Here is a 20,068-nt window from a genome sequence, read left to right as displayed (position 1 = left end):
CTCAGTCGGTGCGGATGAAGTCGCGCAGGCTCCCGGCCCGCGAGGGGTGGCGGAGCTTGGCCAGGGTCTTGGCCTCGATCTGGCGGATGCGCTCGCGGGTCACCCCGAACTCGCGCCCCACCTCCTCCAGCGTGTGCGGGTGGCCGTCGGCCATCCCGAAGCGCAGCCGGATGATGCGCCGCTCGCGGTCGGACAGGCCGCCGAGGATGGCCCCCAGCTGCTCCTGGAGGACGGTGAAGGCCGCCGCCTCGACCGGGGCGACCGCGTCGGAGTCCTCGATGAAGTCGCCGAAGTCGGACTCCTCCTCGCCGATGGGCGACTGGAGCGAGACGGGCTCCCGGGCGATGCGCTGGATCTCCAGGACCCGCTGGCCGACGAACCCGGCGGCCGAGGAGATCTCCTCGACGCTGGGTTCGCGGCCGAGCTGCTGGTGCAGCTGGTGCTGGACCCGGACGACCTTGTTGATCGTCTCGACCATGTGCACGGGGATGCGGATCGTGCGCGCCTGGTCGGCGATCGCCCGCGTGATGGCCTGGCGGATCCACCACGTCGCGTAGGTGGAGAACTTGAAGCCCTTGCCGTAGTCGAACTTCTCCACGGCGCGGATCAGGCCGAGGTTGCCCTCCTGGACGAGGTCGAGCAGGAGCAGGCCCCGGCCCATGTACCTCTTGGCGATGGAGACCACCAGGCGCAGGTTGGCCTCGATCAGGCTCCTCTTGGCCCGCAGCCCCTCCTCGACCAGGCAGGCCAGCTCCTCGGCGGTGCGCACGCCCTCCACGGGCGCGCAGTGCTGCGCGTAGAGGCCGACCTCGACCGCCTTGGCCAGTTCGACCTCCTGCTCGGCGCTCAGCAGCGGTACCCGGCCGATCTCGCGCAGGTAGAGGCGGACCAGGTCCGATCCGGAGCGCCTGCCGCCGTCGGCGACGGGGCCGGGGTCCTCGGAACCGGTGTCCTCGGGGCCCGAGACCTCGACGCCGATCCGGGCGAGGTGGGCGACCGCCTGGTCCAGGTAGTCGGGGGGCGCGTCCAGCCGCTCCAGGGCCGAGGCGACCTCGCCGCGGCTGACCGGCCCCGTGTCGGGGAGCAGCCGGACCACCTGTCGAATGGACGGCGTTTCGTTGGTCACAACTGTTGGAGCCACCCGCCCATTGTGCCCTTTCGGATACCTGGGAAGGGAGAACTACTATTGTCACCCCGGTGCTACATACCGCCCCGTCACATCTCCTGGAGAGCGCGTTTTTGCTGTTGGAGCGCCATGAGTTCGGTCAGCAAGCGCTGTTGTTCCTCCACCTGGGGAGTTCCCTCCAGGCGGGACAGTTCCGATCTCAGGTTTGACTCGCGCCGGTTGATGGAATGAGTCTTGACTGTGCCCAGTATTTGCCGGGCGTAATGCTCGTCGAGTTCTCCGTAGAACTCCAGCTGTTCCACCACCAAACGGGTGAGGAAATCACGCTGTGTGTCATTGGGGGCGGCCTCGCGCAGGCCGTTCACCCACGCGGCGGGGTCGTGCGCGGCGGCCACTCCGCCCGCGGCGGTGATGAGCCCCAGCACCGCGCGGTGCTGGGGGACGGTGAAGTCCTCCTCGGTGAACGCGTCGAAGCCCACGGCCAGCGAGGGGAACTGCAGGGCGATCTTGAGCGCCTGGCGTTCGCGCTGCACGGAGGGGTCGCCCAGGTTGTAGGGCGCCTCCTGCGCGTCCGGGGTGGGCACGGGCCGCGCGGGGGCCGTCCGCGGCCCGGGACCGCGGCCCCGGGCGCCGCGCATGTGCTGGTTGACCCGGCGCAGCACGAAGGCCTCGTCCAGGATGCCGATCCAGCGGTCCAGGTTCCTGCCGTAGTCGCGGCGCACGCCCTCGTCGCGGATGCTCGCGACCACCGGGGCGGCGGCGTCCAGAGCGGCCATCCTGCCCTCGGGGGTGGACAGGTCGTAGCTCTCCATGACGTTGCGGATCATGAACTCGTACAGCGGGGCGGCGTCCTTGACGAGGTCGACCACGGCCTGCGGCCCGTGCTGGAGGCGCAGGTCGCACGGGTCGAGTCCGTCGGGCTGCACGGCGACGAAGGTCTCGGAGGCGAACCCGTGCTCCTCGGCGAAGGCGCGCACGGCCGCCTTCTGGCCCGCCTTGTCGCCGTCGAAGGTGAACACGACCCTGCCGCTCTGTCCGGTGCGGCCCAGCAGCATGCGGCGCAGGATCTTGACGTGGTCCTCGCCGAAGGAGGTGCCGCAGGTGGCCACGGCGGTGTCCTCCCCTGCGAGGTGGCAGGCCATGACGTCGGTGTAGCCCTCGACGATGACCGCCTTGCCCTCCCGGGCGATGTTGCGCTTGGCCAGGTCGAGCCCGTACAGCAGCCGCCCCTTGTGGAAGACGGGGCTCTCGGGGGAGTTGAGGTACTTGGGCCCGTCCTCCTCGGGGTCGAGCTTGCGGGCGCCGAACCCGACCACCTCGCCGGTGACCTCGCGGATGGGCCACAGCAGCCGGTTGCGGAAGCGGTCGTAGGCGCCGCGCCGCCCCTGGCTGGCCAGGCCGCCCTCGACCAGTTCGGCGTCGGTGAAGCCCTTGCGGCGCAGGTGCGCGGTGAGGTTCTCCCACCCGGCGGGGGCGTAGCCGAGGCCGAAGTGCTCGGCGTGCGCGCGGTTGAACCCGCGCTCGTCCAGGAAGCGCCGGGCGGTGACCGCGCCCGGGGAGAGGAGCTGTTCGGCGTAGAACTCGGCGGCGGCGCGGTGGGCGTCGAGCAGGCGCTGGCGCTTGCCGGTGTCGTGCCTGGCGGCGCTGCGTCCGCCCTCCTCGTAGCGCAGGGTGATGCCGACCTGGCGGGCGAGCGTCTCGACGGCCTCGGTGAAGCTGAGGCTGTCGATCCTCTGGAGGAAGGAGATGGTGTCCCCGCCCTCTCCGCAGCCAAAACAGTAGAACAGGTTCTTGGAGGGGGTGACGTTGAAGGAGGGGGACTTCTCGTCGTGGAAGGGGCACAGGCCCTTGAGCGACCCGCCCCCGGCGTTGCGGAGCTGGAGGTACTCGCCGATCACGTCGGCGATGGGCGCGCGCTCGCGTACGAGGGCGATGTCTTCGTCTCTGATCCGGCCTGCCACGGTCTCCAGGGTAGTTCGCCCCGCCGACGCCGCGACCGCCGTCCGCGGTCCGTTCCCCGGTCCCGCCGGTTCCCGCGCCCTCCTCCGTCCCCGGCACCGGGGTTTCCCGCCGCGCCACCGGACGGCCACCTGCCGGTCGGCTCCGCGCCCGCGGGCTCTGGGATCATCGGGCTCCCCCGATGACCGGTTCCCCGAGGAGGCTCGGCACAGGTGCGCGGACTCCCCCACACGTCCGGCCGCGGCGCTTTCTGGTTCGTCGTGGTCGCCTCGGTCCTCGCGGTGGTTCTGGCCGTGGCGCTCGGCTTCGTCGTGGTCGACCGCCTGACCGGCGGCGGCACGGTCCCCGTGGAGGGCGTGGTCGGCTCGGAGAAGGTGGAGCTGTTCGAGGACGAGCGGGTCGTGGAGCGCTTCGCCGAACTGGGGTACGAGGTGCGGGTGCGTCCCCGGGGCTCGCGACTGATGGCCGAGGACGCCGAGGGGGCCGACTTCGTCTCCCCCGGCTCGGGCCCGGCCTCCGAGCACGTGCGTGAACGGCACGGGATCTCCGCCGAGTACCGGCCCTTCAGCACCCCGATGGTGCTGCTGAGCTACCAGCCGATGGTGGACGCCCTGGAGGGCGCCGGGGTCGCCGAGCAGGCCGGGGACGGCACGTGGTCGCTGGACCTGGCCGCCTACCTGGAGCTGACCGAGGAGCGCACCCGCTGGCGGGACCTGCCCGGGGACGCGGTCAGCTCCAGCAACCGCAACGAGGTGCTGGTGCGCACCACCGACCCGCGCACCTCCAACTCGGCGGCGATGCACGTGGCGGCCCTGTCCTACCTGCTCAACGGTGAGGAGGTGGTGGCGCCGGGCGGGGTGGACGAGGAGCTCACCCGGACGCTGTCGCGCCTGTTCCTGGCCCAGGGCCAGCCGCCGGAGTCCTCCCAGCAGCCCTTCGACCAGTACCGCGACCTGGGCTCGGGGCACACGCCGCTGCTGTGGGCCTACGAGGCGCAGTACGTGGACGCGATGGTCGGCGGGCCCGCGCTCGCCGACGACGCGGTGGTGCTCTACCCCGGGCCGACCGTGTACGCGGTGCACACCGTCGTGCCGTTCACGGAGGAGGGCGACGCGGTCGGCCGCCTCCTCACCGAGGACCCGCGGCTCCAGGAGCTGGCCGCCGCGCACGGGTTCCGCACCGAGGGCGGCACCCAGTTCGAGGGCCTGGTGGCCGAGCACGGGCTGCCGGTGCGCACCCGGGTCGCGGACGTGGTGAACACGCCCACCTACGAGGTCCTGGAGGCCCTGCTGACGGGGATCGAGGACTCCTACAGCAGCAACGGGATGCGCCCGCCCGCCCCCGACGCGTCGGTGCACGGCGCCGGGGGCGGGAGCTAGGGCATGGCGGGCGGACACGGAGGCGGGACGGCGATGGCGGCTGGAACGGGAACCGGGAGGGGACGCGGGGTGCGCGGGGTGCGCGGCGCGTGCGCGGCGTTGCTCGCGGCGGCCCTGGCGGCGACGGGCTGCTCCGCCCCGGGGTCGGACCCGGACGTGACGCTGCGGATCCTGGCCGGGAGCGAGATCGCCGACCTGGAGCCGCTGCTGGAGGAGGCCGGGGAGCGCACCGGGGTGACGGTGGAGCTGGAGTACACCGGCACGCTGGACGGCATGGCCCGGATCGCCGCGGGCGACCGGCAGGGCGGGGGCGGGGAGTACGACGCGGTGTGGTTCGCCTCCAACCGCTACCTCAACCTGGACGGCGACGGCCGGTCGGCGGTGCACGAGGAGACGCCGGTCATGGTCTCCCCCGTGGTGCTGGGCGTGGCCGCCGACCGCGCGCGGGAGCTGGGGTGGGACGGGGACGCGGAGGTGACCTGGTCGGACGTGCACCGGGCGGTCGCGGAGGAGGGTTTCACCTACGGGATGACCAACCCGGGCGCCTCCAACTCGGGCTTCTCCGCGCTGATCGGGGTGGCCTCGGCGATGGCCGACACGGGCGCGGCTCTGCGGTCGGAGGACGTGGAGCGGGTGGGGCCGGAGCTGGCGGAGTTCTTCGCGGGCCAGGAGGTGACGGCGGGGTCGTCGGGGTGGCTCACGGACGCGTTCGTGCGGCGCGCGGAGAGCGGCAGGCCGGTGGACGGGCTGGTCAACTACGAGTCGGTGATCCTGTCGCTGAACGCCTCCGGCACGCTGGAGGAGCCCCTGACGGTCGTGTACCCGGCCGACGGCGTGGTGACGGCCGACTACCCGCTGACGCTGCTGTCGGACCCCTCCGAGCAGGCGTTGGACGGGTACGAGCGGCTGGTGGGGGACCTGACGTCGGAGGGGACGCAGCAGCAGATCGCCGACCGGACGCGGCGGCGCCCGGTCACGGCCGGCGCCGAGCTGTCCCCGCCGGTGCCCCCGCTGGTGGAGCTGCCGTTCCCGGCGAGCCGGGAGGTCGTGGACGGCCTGGTGGCGGACTACTCGGCCTCGCTGCGCCGTCCGGCGCGCACCGTGTACGTGCTGGACGTGTCGGGGTCGATGGAGGGCGACCGGCTCTCCGAGCTCCAGTCGGCCCTGGGCGCGCTGACCGGCGCGGACGGCGGTTCGCTGGCCCGGAGCACGCAGGCCTTCCAGGAGCGGGAGGTGGTGACGCTGCTGCCGTTCTCCACCTGGCCCGCCGACCCGCGGACCTTCGTGGTGGAGACGGGTTCGGTGGACGAGGTCAACGCGGACCTGTCCGCGGCGGTGGAGGAGCTGGAGGCCGAGGGCGACACGGCCGCCTACGACGCCCTGGTGCGGGCGTACGAGCTGTTGGAGGGCGACACGGGCTCGGACGGTGGACCCCTGATGTCGGTGGTGCTGATGACCGACGGCGAGGTGAACCGGGGCGTGGGGCTGGAGGGCTTCCGGGAGTCGCTGGCGGCGCGGTCGGAGTCGGTGGCGCGGGTGCCGGTGTTCACGGTGCTGTTCGGCGAGTCGGACGTGCCGGAGATGACCGAGCTGGCGGAGCTGACGGGCGGCCGGGTGTTCGACGCCCGCGAGCAGGACCTGGAGCAGGTCTTCCGGGAGATCCGGGGGTACCAGTAGGGCCCCGGACCTCCCGGAGGCGGTCTCCTCAGGAGGAGGCCCGGGCCCGGTCCGCCGCGGGCGGCGGGCCCTGGACCCCGTCCCCGCCCCGGCTCGCCCCGGAGGAGGGCGGGGGGACGGAGACGGTGACGGGTCCTGCGCTGACGCGGCGTTTGTTGTAGATGTCGAAGGCGACCGCCAGGAGCAGCACCAGTCCCTTGATGAGCTGCTGCCAGTCCACGCCCAGGCCGATCAGGGACATGCCGTTGTTGAGCACGCCCATGACCAGGGCGCCGATGACGGCTCCGACGACGGTGCCCACGCCCCCGGAGGCGGAGGCGCCGCCGATGAAGGCCGCGGCGATGGCGTCGAGTTCGAACATGGTCCCGGCGCCGGTCGTGGCGGCGTTGAGCCGGGCGGTGAAGACGAGCCCGGCCAGCGCCGAGAGCACGCCCATGTTGACGAACACCCAGAACGTGGTGCGCTGGGTGCGGATCCCCGACAGCGCGGCGGCCTGCTCGCTGCCGCCGACGGCGTAGACCCGCCTGCCCATGGTCGTGGAGCGCATGACGAACGAGTACCCGGCGATGAGCGCGACGAGCAGCACGCCCACGACGGGCAGCCCGTTGTAGTCGGCGAGCACGTAGGTGAACGCCAGGATGGCCGCGACGATCACGGCCGAGGAGGCGGCGGTGACCGGCGCGGACTGGACCGGGAGCCCGTACCCGAGCGAGCGGGACCGCGAGCGCCACTGGATCCACACCAGGGCGGCGGCCCCCGCCGCGCCCAGCAGCAGGGTGGGCAGGTGGAGGCCGTCCCCGGCCTGCCAGGGCAGGAACCCGCTGGCGATGTTGCGCAGGGAGGGCGGCAGCGGCGCCACGGACTCCCCGCCCAGGACGGCCAGGGTCGCGCCGCGGAAGACGAGCATCCCGGCGAGGGTGACGATGAACGCCGGAACCCGCACGTAGGCCACCCAGAAGCCCTGCCAGGCGCCGATGAGCGCGCCGAGCAGCAGGGCGACGGGCACGACCACGACCGTGGGCAGCCCCCAGGAGGTGAGCATGATCGCCGACACCGCGCCGGTGAAGGCCACCACCGAGCCGACCGAGAGGTCGATGTGGCCGGTGACGATGACCAGCATCATCCCGATCGCCAGGATCAGGATGTAGGAGTTCTGCATGATCAGGTTGGTGACGTTGAGCGGGGTGAGGAGCAGGCCCCCGGTGAGGATCTGGAACAGCACGATGATGGCCACCAGGGCGGCGGCCATGCCGTACTGGCGGGAGTTGCCGCGGGTCAGCGCGCCGCCGAGCCGGGAGAGTCGGGAGGTTGCGGTGGGCTCTTTCACGGGTGTCCCCCGGTTCGCGTCATCAGTCTCATGAGGGTTTCCTGGTCGGCCCCCTCACCGGGGACCTCTCCGGTGATGCGCCCCTCGCACATCGTGTAGATCCGGTCGCACATGCCGAGGATCTCGGGGAGTTCGGAGGAGATCAGCAGCACGCAGGCGCCCTCCGCGGCCAGGCGGCGGACGATGAGGTAGATCTCGTACTTGGCGCCGACGTCGATGCCGCGGGTGGGCTCGTCGAGGATCAGCAGCTCGGGCCGGGTGAACATCCACTTGCCCAGGACGACCTTCTGCTGGTTGCCGCCGCTGAGGGTGCGCACGGTCTGGGTGGTGCCCTGGCTCCTGACCCGCATGCTCTGGCTCATCCGGGCGGCCTCCACCACCTCCAGGCCGGGGTCGAGGACGCCGCGCGCGGACACGCGGTCCAGGGCCGCCAGCGTGGTGTTGCGGCGGATGTCGTCGTCGAGGAGCAGGCCGAGGGTCTTGCGGTCCTCGGGCACGTAGGCGAGGCCGCCGCGGATGGCGTCGGCGACGCTGGCGGTCGCGAGTTCGGCGCCGTCCTTGAGCAGGGTGCCGCGGACGCGGCGCCCGTAGGATCGGCCGAACAGGTTCATCGCGAACTCGGTGCGCCCGGCGCCCATGAGGCCGGCCATGCCCACGACCTCCCCGGCGCGCAGGGTCAGGTCGACCCCGTCCACCACGCGCCGTCCGGCCTGGGTGGGGTGGTCCACCGTCCAGTCGCGGACCTCGAAGCGCACCCGGCCGACCTCGCCGGTGCGCGGGGGGTGGCGCTGGTCCAGCGCGCGGCCGACCATCCCGCGGATGATGCGGTCCTCGTCGATCGAGGGGTTGCCGTCGGCGTCGCGCTCCACGGCGAGGGTCTCGACGGCGCGGCCGTCGCGCAGGATGGTGACCTCGTCGCACACGCGCACCACCTCGCCGAGCTTGTGCGAGATGAGGATGCACGTGACGCCCTGGTCGCGCAGGTCCAGGAGGAGTTCGAGCAGCCGGGTGCTCTCCGCCTCGTTCAGCGCGGAGGTGGGCTCGTCCAGGATGAGCAGCCGCACCCGTTTGGCCAGGGCCTTGGCGATCTCCACGAGCTGTCTGGCGCCCACGCTCAGCGCCGAGACGGGCGTGGCCGGGTTCTCGTCCAGGCCGACCCGGCGCAGGAGTTCGCGGGCCCGGGCGTGGGTGGCGCCCCAGTCCAGGACGCCGTAGCGGGCCTGTTCGTGGCCGAGGAAGACGTTCTCGCTGATGGACAGCTGCGGGATGAGGGCGAGTTCCTGGTGGATGATGGCGATGCCCGCGCGCTCGCTGTCGGCCACGCCGGAGAAGGAGCAGGGCTGCCCGTCCATGAGGATCTCGCCGCCGTGGGAGCCCGTGGGGTGGACCCCGCTGAGCACCTTCATCAGCGTCGACTTGCCCGCGCCGTTCTCCCCCATCAGGGCGTGGACGCGGCCGTGGCCGACGGTCAGCGACACCCCGTCCAGGGCCCGCACGCCGGGGAAGTCCTTGCGGATGTCGCGCATCGTCAGGAGCGGCCCGCCGGGGGCTGGCCGCCTCTCCTGCGTCGTCACTGGAGCTCGGACTCCTCGTAGTAGCCGCTCTCGACCAGGACCTCGTGGTAGTTGTCGGCGTCCACCGAGACCGGGTCGAGCAGGTAGGAGGGGACGACCTTGACCCCGTTGTCGTAGCTCTCGGTGTCGTTGACCGGGACCTCCTCGCCCTGTACCAGGGCCTCGACCATGTCCACGGTCTGGGTGGCCAGGGTCCGGATGTCCTTGAAGACGGTCTGGGTCTGCTCCCCGGCGATGATGGACCGGACCGAGGCGGCCTCGGCGTCCTGGCCGGTGATGACGGGCAGCGGCCGGTCCTCGGTGCCGTAGCCGACGGCGCGCAGGGACTCGATCACGCCGAGGCTCATGCCGTCGTAGGGCGACAGGACCGCGTGCACCTCCTCCTCGGAGTAGTGGGCGCTGAGCAGGTTGTCCATGCGGTCCTGGGCGATGGCGCCGGACCACTCCTGGGTGGCGATCTGCTCCATGGAGGTCTGGCCGCTGCGGACGACGAGGCGTCCGTCGTCGATGTGGGGCTGGAGCACCGACATCGCCCCGTCGAGGAAGTAGGAGGAGTTGTTGTCGTTGGGCGAGCCGCCGAACAGCTCGATGTTGAAGGGGCCCTCCTCGTTCTCCAGGTCGAGGGCTTGCACGATGTACTCGCCCTGGAGGACGCCCACCTGGAAGTTGTCGAAGGTGGCGTAGTAGTCGACGTGCTCGCTGCCGAGGATGAGGCGGTCGTAGGCGATGACGGGGATGTCGCTGGAGGCGGCCATGTCGAGCACGTCGCCGAGGGCCTCGCCGTCGATGGAGGCGATGACCAGGACGTCGGCGCCCCGGGTGATCATGTTCTCGATCTGGGAGACCTGGTCCTCCACGACGTCCTCGCCGTACTGGAGGTCGGTGCCGAAGCCGCGGGCCTCGAACTCGGCGACCATGTTCTCGCCGTCGTTGATCCAGCGCTCGGAGGACTGGGTGGGCATGGCGATGCCGACGACGCCGGCCTCGCCCTCGGGCCGCGCGGCGTCGCCGACGCCTCCGCAGGCGGTGAGCAGGAGTGTGCCGCACAGCGCGGCGGCCAGAAGGGGTGTGCGTCGGGGACGGGGGGTCATGCGTTCGCCTTTCTGGGCGTGGTCCGGGCGCGGACGCGCACCGGGGGGTTCGGTCAGTTCCGGCTGGTCGAGAGGGTGACGACGGACCAGGACACGGGGGGCAGGACGGCGGAGAGCCTGCCGCCGTCCAGGGTCACGCCCCCGGCCGGTCGCGGGACGACCCGGTCGGGGGCGTCCATGGTGTTGTGGGCGTAGGGGTCCTCGTCGCTGAGGGTCCGGGCGTCCGTGACGGCCGTCGGGGCCAGGCCGCGCAGGTCGGCGTCGAGGGCGAGGTGCTGGTCGGTGGAGCGGTTGACCGCGAACAGCGACGCGGTGCCCCCCTCCTCGTCGAAGGTGACGACGGCGTCCAGGAGCGGGATCTCGCCGTGGCTGGCGGTCGCGTACCGGGGCGCGGTGACGCCGGTGTGCAGCACCCGGCCCCGTGCGGCCCGAGCGGTCAGGGCGAAGGGGTGGAAGACGGTCTGGCGCCACGCGGGGCCGCCGGGCTCGGTCATGATCGGCGCGATGACGTTGACGAGCTGGGCCTGGCTGGCGGCGGTGACCCGGTCGCCGTGCCGGAGCAGGCTGATGAGCATGTTGCCCACGACGACGGCGTCGGCGACGCTGTAGCGGTCCTCGATGACGCGGGGCGCCACCTGCCAGTCGTCGGCGGGCTGTGCGGCGGCCCGGGCCTGGTGGCGGCTCAGGTACCACACGTTCCACTCGTCGAAGGAGAGCTGGATGCGTTTGGGGTCGCGCAGGCGCGCGCCGACGGCGTCGGCGGTGGAGACGACGGAGTCGATGAAGCGGTCCATGTCCGTTGTCGAGCCGAGGAAGTCGGCCAGGTCCCCGTCGCGCTCCTCGTAGTACGCGTGCAGCGAGATGTGGTCCACGGCGTCGTAGGTCTCCTCCAGGACGGTGGCCTCCCACTGGCCGAAGGTGGGCATGGCCGATCCGGAGCTGCCGCAGACGACCAGTTCGAGGTCGCGGTCGGCCATCCTCATGGCGCGCGCCACCTGCCCGGCCTTGCGTCCGTAGGAGCGCGCGTCGAGGTGGCCGATCTGCCAGGGGCCGTCCATCTCGTTGCCCAGGCACCACATGCGGATGCCGTGCGGTTCGGGGTGCCCGTTGGCGGCGCGCTGGTCGGACAGGTGGGTGCCGCCGGGGTGGTTGCAGTACTCCAGCAGGTCCAGGGCCTCGGCCAGGCCGCGGGTGCCGAGGTTGACCGCCATCATCGGCTCGATGTCCAGGCCCCGGCACCAGGCGGTGAACTCGTCGAGGCCGAACTGGTTGGTCTCGATGCTGTGCCAGGCCAGGTCGCGGCGGACCGGTCGGCGGTCCCGGGGGCCGACGCCGTCCTCCCACCGGTACCCGGACACGAAGTTGCCGCCCGGGTAGCGCACGGTGGTGACGCCCAGTTCCCGGACCAGGTCCGCGACGTCGCGGCGGAAGCCGTCGGCGTCGGCTGTGGGGTGCCCGGGTTCGTAGATGCCGGTGTAGACGCAGCGGCCCATGTGCTCGACGAACGAGCCGAAGGTGCGGCGGTGCACGGGGGAGACGATGGCCGCCGGGTCGACGGTGAGGGAGGCTCGGAGCATGCGTTCTCCTTGGGTGGTTGGTGGGGTCATCCCTTGATGCCCGCTCCGGCCACACCGGTGACGATGTGGCGCTGGAAGAGCAGGAAGACGACCAGCAGCGGGACCGCTCCCAGCACGGCCGAGGCCATGACCTGGGCGTACTGGACCCCGTACTGTCCGGCCACGGTGCCCAGCCCGACGGTGAGCGTCATCATCTCGGGGTCGTTCGTGACCAGGAAGGGCCACAGGAAGTTGTTCCAGGCGCCGATGAAGGCGAAGATGCCGACCGCGGCCAGGACCGGCCTCGACAGGGGCAGGATCACGTTCCACAGGACGCGCGGCGCTCCGGCGCCGTCCATCCTGGCGGCGTCCTCGTACTCGCGGGGGATGGCGTCGAAGAAGCGTTTGAGGATGAACACGAACACCGGCGCGACCACCTGCGGCAGTGCGACACCCCAGTAGGTGTCCACCAGTCCGAGCTGGGTCATCAGGACGAACTGCGGCACGATCAGGGTCTGCGGCGGGATGAGGATGCCGCCGATGACGAGCGTGAACAGCCACGGCCTGCCGCGGAAGTCGAAGCGGGAGAACCCGTAGGCGGCCAGGACGCAGACCACCAGGGTGAGGGCGGTGACGATGACCGTGGTGATGAGGGAGTTGGCCGTCCAGCGCAGGATGTCCCCGCGCCCCAGCACGAGGGAGTACGCCTCGAAGGTGGGGTTGTCGGTGAGCCAGGAGGGCGGCATGACGGTGGTCTCGCCCTCGGGTTTGACCGAGGTGGCGAAGGCCCACAGGAGGGGGACGAGCCAGAGGGCTCCGGCCAGGGCGGAGACCGTGTAGAGGGCGATCGTTCCGGGGGAGGGCGCGCGCCGGGGCCGGTGGACGCGCCGCGCGGACGCGGCGGGGGCGGTGGGGGCTGCCATGGCCGGTCAGGCCTCCTTCCGTGCGAAGAGGCGGAACTGGGCGATGGAGGCGACGACGACCAGGGCCATGAAGACGTAGGCCATCGAGGAGGCCAGTCCGATGCGCAGGCCCACGAATCCGGAGTCGTAGATGTACTGGATCGCGGTCCTGGTGGCGAAGTTCGGGCCGCCCGAGGTCATGAGGTAGATCTGCTCGAACACGCGCAGGGAGCCGATGAGCTGGAGCACGGCGATCAGCGCGGTGGTGCGCGCCAGCAGGGGCAGGGTGATCCGGCCGACGCGCTGCCAGGCCCCCGCCCCGTCGATGGCGGCGGCCTCGTACACGTCCTTGGGGATCGACTGCATGGCCGCGAGGTAGAGCAGGTAGTTGAAGCCGACCTGCCACCACGCGGTGGCGACGACGACCGAGAGCATCGCCGTGTCCTCGCTGAAGAGCCACTCGACGCCGTCCAGCCCGAGCTGTCCCAGGACGCCGTTGAACAGGCCCAGGCTGGGGTTGTACATCCAGTTCCAGATGAGGGTCATCACCGCGACCGGGAGCACGAACGGCGCGAAGAACGACAGCCTCAGGAACCACCCCAGGCGCCGGGCGTGGTCGGTCAGCAGGGCGAGGGCCAGGGCCAGCGCGACCATGAGGGGGACGCTCAGCACCGTGAACCACAGGGTGTTCCACAGCGCGTCCCACATGTCGGGGTCGGTCAGGCTCTCCCGCCAGTTGTCCAGTCCCACGAAGGAGACCGGTCCCCCGGCCAGGCTGCGGTCGGTGAAGGAGTAGACGAGCCCGACGAGGGCGGGCCACAGGAGGAAGAGCAGGTAGAAGGCGAGGAAGGGCAGTGCGAACCACAGTCCGGTCCACACGGCGGGCCTGCGGCGCACGTCCACGGGGCCGCGGCCGGAGGGGCCGGGGGCCGCGGTCCTGGGAGGCGCCGGGTTCTGGGCGGTCATGGCGGGCTCCCTCACACCGGTGACGGCACGGTCAGCAGGTCGCGGATGGCTCCCTTGAGCTGTTCCAGCGCCTGTTCGGGTGTCTGGGTCCCCTGGTGGAGGGTGGTGAGCGGGCCGTTGGCCTCCTCCTGGAGGCGCCCGGCCGAGCCGCTGAACCAGGCCTCGGGCTCGAACTGCACGTTCTCGGCCGCCTCGCGGTACTCGGACTGGGGGTGCAGCGCCTCGTACTCGGCGCTCTCGACCACGGGCCGGTAAGCGGGGATGTGGCCGCCCCCGGCCCAGGTGAGGCTGTGGCGCAGCATCCACGCGGCGTATCCGACGGCGGCCCGGATCCGCTCGGGGTCGGGGTCGCGCTGGTGCGGGAACACGTAGCAGTGCGAGTCGCCGCGGGTGCGGCGGTTGCCGAAGACGTCGGGGAACTGGGTCGCCGAGAAGGCCGTTCCGGCGGCCTCCAGCGTCGGGATCTCCCAGTTGCCGTGGATCATCAGCCCGGCCCTGCCGTTGGAGAGGTTGGCCGCGGTGTCGGCCAGCATCGAGTGGCGGGGCGCCAGCTCCTCCTCGGAGAGCCGGTACATGACCTCCATGGCCGCCAGGGCCTTGTCGTCGTCCATGGTGAAGTCGTCCTCGCCCAGGAGGAGTTCCCCGTCCTGCTGGCGGTAGAGCGCCCAGAAGTTGGGCCAGGGCTGCCAGGTGTCGATGGACAGGCCGTAGGCCCCGGTGACCGCCTTGATCTCGCGGAGCATGGCCATGTAGTCGTCGAGCCCGCTGACCTGGACCAGACGGTCGTCGGCGTCGAGCAGTCCGGCCTCGCGGCACACGTCGAGGTTGTGGTACTGGATCAGGACGTGCGTGTCGATGGGGACCGCGTACAGCTGCCCGTCGAAGAAGCACTTCTCCCAGACGTTGGGCGGGATCACGGTGTCGTCGATCCCGGCCTCGGCCAGCAGCGCCGGGTCGACCGGGTCCAGCAGCCTCCCGGGGGCCAGGCTCTCCAGGCGGGAGACGTGCACGGTGGCGATGTCGGCGCCGCGCCCTCCCGCCGCGCCCATCGCGACCTTGGTGTAGAAGGGGGAGCCCCAGGTGAAGGTGGTCGCCCGGAAGTCGACCTCCGGGTGCTCGGCCCGGTAGGCGTCGTGCATCTCGATCATCCGCAGGCCGTCGCCGCCCGAGAAGAGGTTCCACTGCCGCAGGCGGGTGTCCCCGGTCAGCAGTGCGTCGGGGGGCGCGCAGCCCGCGGCGGCCAGTCCGGCCGCGGCCAGGGCGCCGGTGAGCAGGGCCCGGCGACCGGGCCCGGCGTGTGGTGGGGGGTGGTGGGGGGTGGTGTCGCGCACGGTGTTCTCCTTGCGCTTGGGGGGTCGGAGGGGCCCGCCCGGGGCCCTCCCCGTCTTGGGGGGTGTGGACGCGCCGGGGCGCTCGGCGTCCGGGTCAGACCCGGACGTACTCGATTCCGGACAGCTCGCACAGGACCCGCCAGTCCTGCGCGCGCGCCCCGGTGTTCATGACCATGTGGTGGGTGCCGCCCGCGCGGAGCCAGGCGTCCATGCAGGCCCGCACGCCCGTCTCGGGGCGGAACTGGCCGTAGGGCATCTCCAGGGACGGCAGTTCGGGGGCGTCGATGACCTCGCCCTCGGCCACGACCAGGCGGAACTCCTCTCCGCCGAGGGCGACCAGGGAGGCCAGGGTGGCCGGGCCCGGCCGGTAGCGGAACACGATGGTGGGCGGGTCGCCCAGGCCGCCGATGCCCAGCGGGCGCTTGACCAGCCGGACGGGCTCGTCCTCGCGGGCCACCCTCCAGTTCCCCTCGCCCATGTGGCTCATGAGGATGGAGTCGCTGGGGAAGTCCATCGCGTACATCTCGGTGAAGTGGCCGTCCCCGGCGAGCTGGTGCCCGGCGTAGACGATCGAGGCGGCCAGGACGTCGCCCTCACCGGCGAACCCGTACCCCTGGGCCATCAGGGTGGAGGCGGCGGCCATCGGCAGCCGGGCGAAACGGCCGTCCTCCCCGATCGCGTCGAAGTGGGTGGAGTAGGCGCCGCACCCGGACTCCTCCAGCAGCCGTTCGATGCCCAGCTGCATGCGGGCGTGGTCCTCGCGCTCCTCCTTGGACAGGCGGCCGTCCACCTCCAGGGCGCCGTCCTCCCAGGCCATGAGGTCGCGCACGGCCTGTTCGGGCAGCTCGGCCATGGTCCGGTGCAGGGCTCCGGGCGCGATGACGTGGACCTCGGGGCCGAGCCTGCGCAGCAGCGCGGTCTCGTCCACCCGGGCGTCGCCCATGCCGTTCATGGGGTAGCCGAACACGCCGACCCGCAGCCCGCGCAGAGCGGTGACGGCGCGGGCCGCCCGCGCCCAGCGGTCCACCCGCGCGGCGAACTCCGGGCTCTGCCACTCGCCGGTGAGGACCTCGAAGGGCAGCCCCGCCCGCACCATGGCGTTGGCGGTGTCCTGGGCCCCGTGGATGCCCTGGTTGTAGGTCATGTCGTCCATGTCCCAGGACGGGCTGACCGCGGGGTCGGGCTGGATGTTGGCCAGCGCCAGGGGCAGGTGGGTGCGGGCCAGCGCGCGGGTGACGCGCAGGGAGGGTCCGTAGGTGAGCATGACGACCAGGACCCCGTCGAGTCCGGCGGCCTCGAAGCCGCGGATCGCCTCCTCGGCGTCGGCGCGCCCGCGCACCGGCGGGGCCACGGTCCACTCGGCGACGCCGGAGAGGCGTTCGGCCACCCGGGCCGCGTACGCCGCCTGGTGCTCGGTGATGCCGGGGATCATGTCGTCGTAGAGCGGCTGCATGATGCCGAGCAGGCCGACGCGGGGGGCGCGGGCGCGCACGGGGGGGTGCTCGGTGGCGGGGGGCGTGGGTACGGTCACGGTGCTTCCTTAGGGCGTGTTCGGTGGGTGCCGGGAGCCGTCGTCGCGCGGCGGGGTGCCGCTGGAGGCGCCCTACTGGCCGTAGACGTTCTGGTAGCGGTCGTGGAGGGCGTCGATGTGCTCTTGGGGAAGGCGCTGGAGGGGGCCGCCCTGGCGGGCGATGTGGACGGTCCGGGCGACGTCCTCGCACATCACGGCGGCCTTGACCGCCGCCCTGGCGCCCGCCCCGACGGTGAACACGCCGTGGCCGCGCATGAGGACGGCGGGCGAGCGGTGGCCCTCCAGGGTGGCGACCACGCCCCTGCCGATGTCGTCGCCGCCGATGAGGGCGAACGGGCCGACGGGGATGTCGCCGCCGAACTCGTCGGCCATCGCGGTGATGGCGCAGGGGATGGCCTCGCCGCGTGCGGCCCAGGCGGTGGCGTAGGGGCTGTGCGTGTGCGCGACGCCGCCGACGTCGGGGCGGGCGCGGTAGACGTAGGCGTGGGCGGAGGTGTCGCTGGAGGGCTTGTGCGCGCCCTCCACCAGGCGGCCGTCCAGGTCGCAGACGACCATGTCGGCCGGGGAGAGGTCGTCGTAGGAGACGCCGCTGGGCTTGATCACCATCAGGTCGGCGTCGGGGACGCGGGCGGAGACGTTGCCGCTGGTCCAGGTGACGAGGTTCCACCGGGGCAGTTCGGCGTGCAGGGCGCACACCAGGGCGCGCAGGCGCTCCACCTCCTCCCGGTGCTCCTCGGGCACGGCCGTGGGGGTGGGGGCTGTCATCGTTCTCCTTCCCCGCCGCTCGCGGCGGCGGCCAGGGCGGCGTTGCGCAGGGCCCGCAGGCGGTGCAGGCTGCGGCTGCCGCCCCGGCCGAAGTGGTCGTGGAGTTCGGTGTAGAGGGCGAAGAGCCCGTCGTAGGCGGCGGCCCGGACCGGGTCGGGATCGACCGTCTCCTCGCGCACCCCGCCCATGGCGGCGGAGGCGGCGTGGATGTCGGGGTGGGCCCCGGCGGCGACCGCGGCGTGGATGGCGGCCCCCACGGCGCAGCTGTGCTCGGAGGCCACGACGCGCAGCGGCCGGTCCAGGACGTCGGCGTAGACCTGGAGGACGAAGGGGTTGCGGACCATGCCGCCGCCGATGGTGAGGTCGTGCACGGGGACCCCGGCGTCGGCGAAGGCCTCGACGATGGTGCGGGTGCCGAAGGCGGTGGCCTCGACCAGGGCCCGGTAGACCTCCTCGGGCCGGGTGGCCAGGGTCAGGCCGACGAGCACGCCGGACAGGTCGTGGTCGACCAGGACCGAGCGGTTGCCGCTGTGCCAGTCCAGGGCGAGGAGCCCGTGCTCCCCCACCGCGGCGCCGGCGGCCCGTTCCGAGAGCAGGTCGTGGACGGACAGGCCGCGTTCGCGGGCCTCCTCGTGGTAGGCGGGGGGCACGTAGGAGTCGGCGAACCAGGCGAAGACGTCGCCGACGCCGCTCTGGCCCGCCTCGTAGCCCCACGCTCCGGGGGTGATGCCGCCGTGGGCCAGGCCGCACATGCCCGGGACCTCGGCGAGGACGTCGGAGTTCATGACGTGGCAGGTGCTGGTGCCCATGATGGCGAGCATCCGGCCGTTGCCGGTGGTCTGCGCGGTGGCGGCGGTGACGTGCGCGTCGATGTTGCCGACCGCGACGGGAACGCCCTCGGGCAGCCCGGTCCAGGCCGCGGCGCGGGCGGTGAGGCCGCCCGCGCGCTCGCCGAGCTGGGACAGGGGGTGGGCGAGCTTGTCGCGGACGAAACCGGAGAAGCCCGGGTCCAGGGCGCCCAGGAAGTCCGCCGAGGGCCACTCCCCGTCCTGGTGGATGCCCTTGTATCCGGCGGTGGCGACGTTGCGGGTCTCGTGTCCGCACAGCTGCCACACGATCCAGTCGGCGGCCTCGATCCAGCGGTCGGCGCGCTCGTACACGCCGGGGTCGTCGCGCAGGACCTGGAGGGCCTTGGCGAACTCCCACTCGGAGGAGATCTTCCCGCCGTAGCGGGCCAGCCACTTCTCGCCGCGTTCGGCGGCCAGGGCGTTGATCTCGTCGGCCTCGGGCTGGGCGGCGTGGTGGCGCCACAGCTTGGGCCAGGCGTGCGGGCGCCGGGCCAGGTCGGGCAGCTCGCACAGGGGCGTGCCGTCGGCGGTCACCGGCAGGACCGTGCAGGCGGTGAAGTCGGTGCCGATGCCGACGACCCGTTCCGGCGCGACCCCGGCGGCGCGCAGCGCCTCGGGGACGGCGGTGCGCAGGACCTCGCGGTAGTCCTCGGGGTGCTGGAGCGCGGTCTCGGGTTCGAGGGGGTCGGCCGATCCGGGCAGGTGCGCGGTGATGACGCCGTGCCGGTAGACGGAGTCGGCGGAGCCGAGTTCGGCGCCGTCGCTGACCCGGACGACGACGGCGCGGCCGGAGAGGGTGCCGAAGTCGACGCCGACGACCACCGGATCGGGAGAACGTGAATTGTTAACGCTAACATTCTGGGGCAAAGGAAGTTCTCCTCCGTGAGGGGGGCGGACAGGGAGGTTTCAGGGGGTCACGGCGGCGGGGGCCCGCTGCTGCCGCGCACCCGCAGCCGCGCCGGGACGACCCGGCGCGCGGCCCCGGCGGGGTCGGCCGGTCCCTCCCGGGCGATCTCGGCGAGCAGCAGGGCCAGGCTCTCCCGGCCCACCTGGGCGAAGTCCTGGTGGACGGTGGTCAGGGACGGGGTCAGGTACTCGGCCTCGGGGATGTCGTCGAAGCCGACCACGCTGACGTCGCCGGGGACGCGCAGGTCCGCCTCGTGCAGCGCGCGCAGCACGCCGATGGCCATCTGGTCGTTGCCCACGAAGATCGCCGTGACCCGCTCCCCCGAGGCGCGCCTGCGCACCAGCGCCAGGCCCAGCTCGTAGCCCGACCGGGGGCTCCAGTCCCCCTGGAGCGGTTCGGGGACCGGCACCCCGGCCTCCTCCAGCGCCCGCCGCCACCCGACCACCCGGGCCGCGGACTCCAGCCACAGGGGGTCGCCCTCCACGTGGTGGACGGTCGCGTGGCCCAGGTCGAGCAGGTGGCGGACGGCGTCGTGGGCGCCCTGGACCTGGTCGACGCAGACGACGGGAAGGCCCGAGCCCTCGCCGCCCTCGACCGCGACCAGGGGCCCGGGGCCGGGCAGCGCGGCCAGCGCCTCCACCAGGGCGCGCTGGGGGGCGATCGCCACGCAGCCCTCGACCGACTGCTGGATCAGGTAGTCGGCGGCCGCGACCACGCCCTCGGGCGACACGTCGTCGAGGCTGACCATGCTCAGGAAGTAGCCCGCCTCGCGCGCGGCCCGCTCGATCCCCGCCAGGGTCTGCGCCGGGCCGAAGAGCGTGGGGTCGAAGGCGATGACGCCGAGCACGTTGGTGCGGCGGGTGACCAGGGCGCGCGCGGTGGAGTTGCGGTGGTAGCCCAACTCCTCGATGGCGTCGCGCACCCGGAGCACCGTCTCCTCGCGGACGTTGGGGTGGCCGTTGACCACGCGCGACACCGTCTGGTGGGAGACTCCGGCCAGCCGGGCCACGTCCGCCATGACGGGGGTACGGCCACCTGGGGGTTTCACCGGGACGACACCTCCGGGCGCATGAAGGGGGGACTTCTGTGATGTGCGCAACATTGTTAGCGCTCACATCAGTGAAGTCAA

The 20,068-nt window shown here is 72.5% G+C and carries 15 protein-coding genes; 2 read left to right on the top strand and 13 right to left on the bottom strand.

From position 1 onward, the window contains the following. Position 1 precedes the first annotated feature (1 nt). Both rpoD and dnaG read right to left on the bottom strand, forming a co-directional pair. On the bottom strand, positions 2-1,096 hold the full coding sequence (gene rpoD / locus EV372_RS18085) for an RNA polymerase sigma factor RpoD (protein WP_130398982.1): 1,095 nt from the start codon (positions 1,094-1,096) through the stop codon (positions 2-4). Between the two features lie 119 nt (positions 1,097-1,215). Beyond that, the gene (gene dnaG, locus EV372_RS18080; RefSeq protein ID WP_130396934.1) at positions 1,216-3,087 is read right to left on the bottom strand and encodes a DNA primase; all 1,872 of its coding nucleotides are present in this window, start codon (positions 3,085-3,087) and stop codon (positions 1,216-1,218) included. Positions 3,088-3,297: 210 nt separating this feature from the next. On the opposite strand from dnaG, the gene EV372_RS18075 reads away from it, so the two are divergent. Together EV372_RS18075 and EV372_RS18070 are read left to right on the top strand one after the other, a co-directional pair. Next, positions 3,298-4,464, top strand: coding sequence for a hypothetical protein (locus EV372_RS18075; RefSeq protein ID WP_130396933.1), 1,167 nt, complete (start codon positions 3,298-3,300; stop codon positions 4,462-4,464). Positions 4,465-4,497: 33 nt separating this feature from the next. Then, complete coding sequence (locus tag EV372_RS18070; RefSeq protein ID WP_197044276.1) at positions 4,498-6,141, top strand: VWA domain-containing protein; 1,644 nt, start codon at positions 4,498-4,500, stop codon at positions 6,139-6,141. 28 nt (positions 6,142-6,169) lie between these two features. On the opposite strand, the gene mmsB is transcribed toward EV372_RS18070, so the two are convergent. From mmsB to EV372_RS18015, 11 genes are all read right to left on the bottom strand, one after another. Continuing rightward, positions 6,170-7,468: a multiple monosaccharide ABC transporter permease gene (mmsB, locus tag EV372_RS18065; protein WP_130396932.1), complete on the bottom strand. Its 1,299-nt coding sequence runs from the start codon at positions 7,466-7,468 to the stop codon at positions 6,170-6,172. After that, complete coding sequence (locus EV372_RS18060; protein ID WP_130398980.1) at positions 7,465-8,994, bottom strand: sugar ABC transporter ATP-binding protein; 1,530 nt, start codon at positions 8,992-8,994, stop codon at positions 7,465-7,467. Before EV372_RS18060 ends, mmsB begins: the two co-directional genes overlap by 4 nt. A 44-nt stretch (positions 8,995-9,038) precedes the next feature. Beyond that, the gene (gene chvE, locus EV372_RS18055) at positions 9,039-10,133 is read right to left on the bottom strand and encodes a multiple monosaccharide ABC transporter substrate-binding protein (protein WP_130396931.1); all 1,095 of its coding nucleotides are present in this window, start codon (positions 10,131-10,133) and stop codon (positions 9,039-9,041) included. Positions 10,134-10,186: 53 nt separating this feature from the next. After that, positions 10,187-11,710 carry an arabinosylfuranosidase ArfA gene (gene arfA / locus EV372_RS18050; protein ID WP_130396930.1) on the bottom strand — a complete coding sequence of 508 codons (1,524 nt, stop codon included), beginning with the start codon at positions 11,708-11,710 and terminating at the stop codon, positions 10,187-10,189. Positions 11,711-11,736: 26 nt separating this feature from the next. Then, entirely contained in the window at positions 11,737-12,612 is an 876-nt protein-coding gene (locus EV372_RS18045) for a carbohydrate ABC transporter permease (protein WP_130396929.1), read from the bottom strand. A 6-nt stretch (positions 12,613-12,618) separates the two neighbouring features. Then, complete coding sequence (locus EV372_RS18040) at positions 12,619-13,557, bottom strand: carbohydrate ABC transporter permease (RefSeq protein ID WP_130396928.1); 939 nt, start codon at positions 13,555-13,557, stop codon at positions 12,619-12,621. An 11-nt stretch (positions 13,558-13,568) separates the two neighbouring features. Then, positions 13,569-14,888, bottom strand: coding sequence for an extracellular solute-binding protein (locus EV372_RS18035; RefSeq protein ID WP_130396927.1), 1,320 nt, complete (start codon positions 14,886-14,888; stop codon positions 13,569-13,571). A gap of 94 nt (positions 14,889-14,982) precedes the next feature. Beyond that, positions 14,983-16,419, bottom strand: coding sequence for an L-fucose/L-arabinose isomerase family protein (locus EV372_RS18030; RefSeq protein WP_130396926.1), 1,437 nt, complete (start codon positions 16,417-16,419; stop codon positions 14,983-14,985). A gap of 72 nt (positions 16,420-16,491) precedes the next feature. Continuing rightward, positions 16,492-17,184 (bottom strand): L-ribulose-5-phosphate 4-epimerase, encoded by a 693-nt coding sequence (locus EV372_RS18025; RefSeq protein WP_130396925.1) that lies wholly within the window; start codon positions 17,182-17,184, stop codon positions 16,492-16,494. Then, positions 17,181-18,854 carry a ribulokinase gene (araB, locus tag EV372_RS18020; RefSeq protein WP_130398979.1) on the bottom strand — a complete coding sequence of 558 codons (1,674 nt, stop codon included), beginning with the start codon at positions 18,852-18,854 and terminating at the stop codon, positions 17,181-17,183. The genes EV372_RS18025 and araB overlap by 4 nt, the downstream gene beginning before the upstream one ends. A gap of 92 nt (positions 18,855-18,946) precedes the next feature. Then, complete coding sequence (locus EV372_RS18015; RefSeq protein ID WP_130398978.1) at positions 18,947-19,957, bottom strand: LacI family DNA-binding transcriptional regulator; 1,011 nt, start codon at positions 19,955-19,957, stop codon at positions 18,947-18,949. Positions 19,958-20,068 lie beyond the last annotated feature (111 nt).

It is taken from the genome of Nocardiopsis sp. CNZ308, from assembly GCF_004217075.1.
This window is presented reverse-complemented; position numbering and strand designations above follow the sequence as displayed.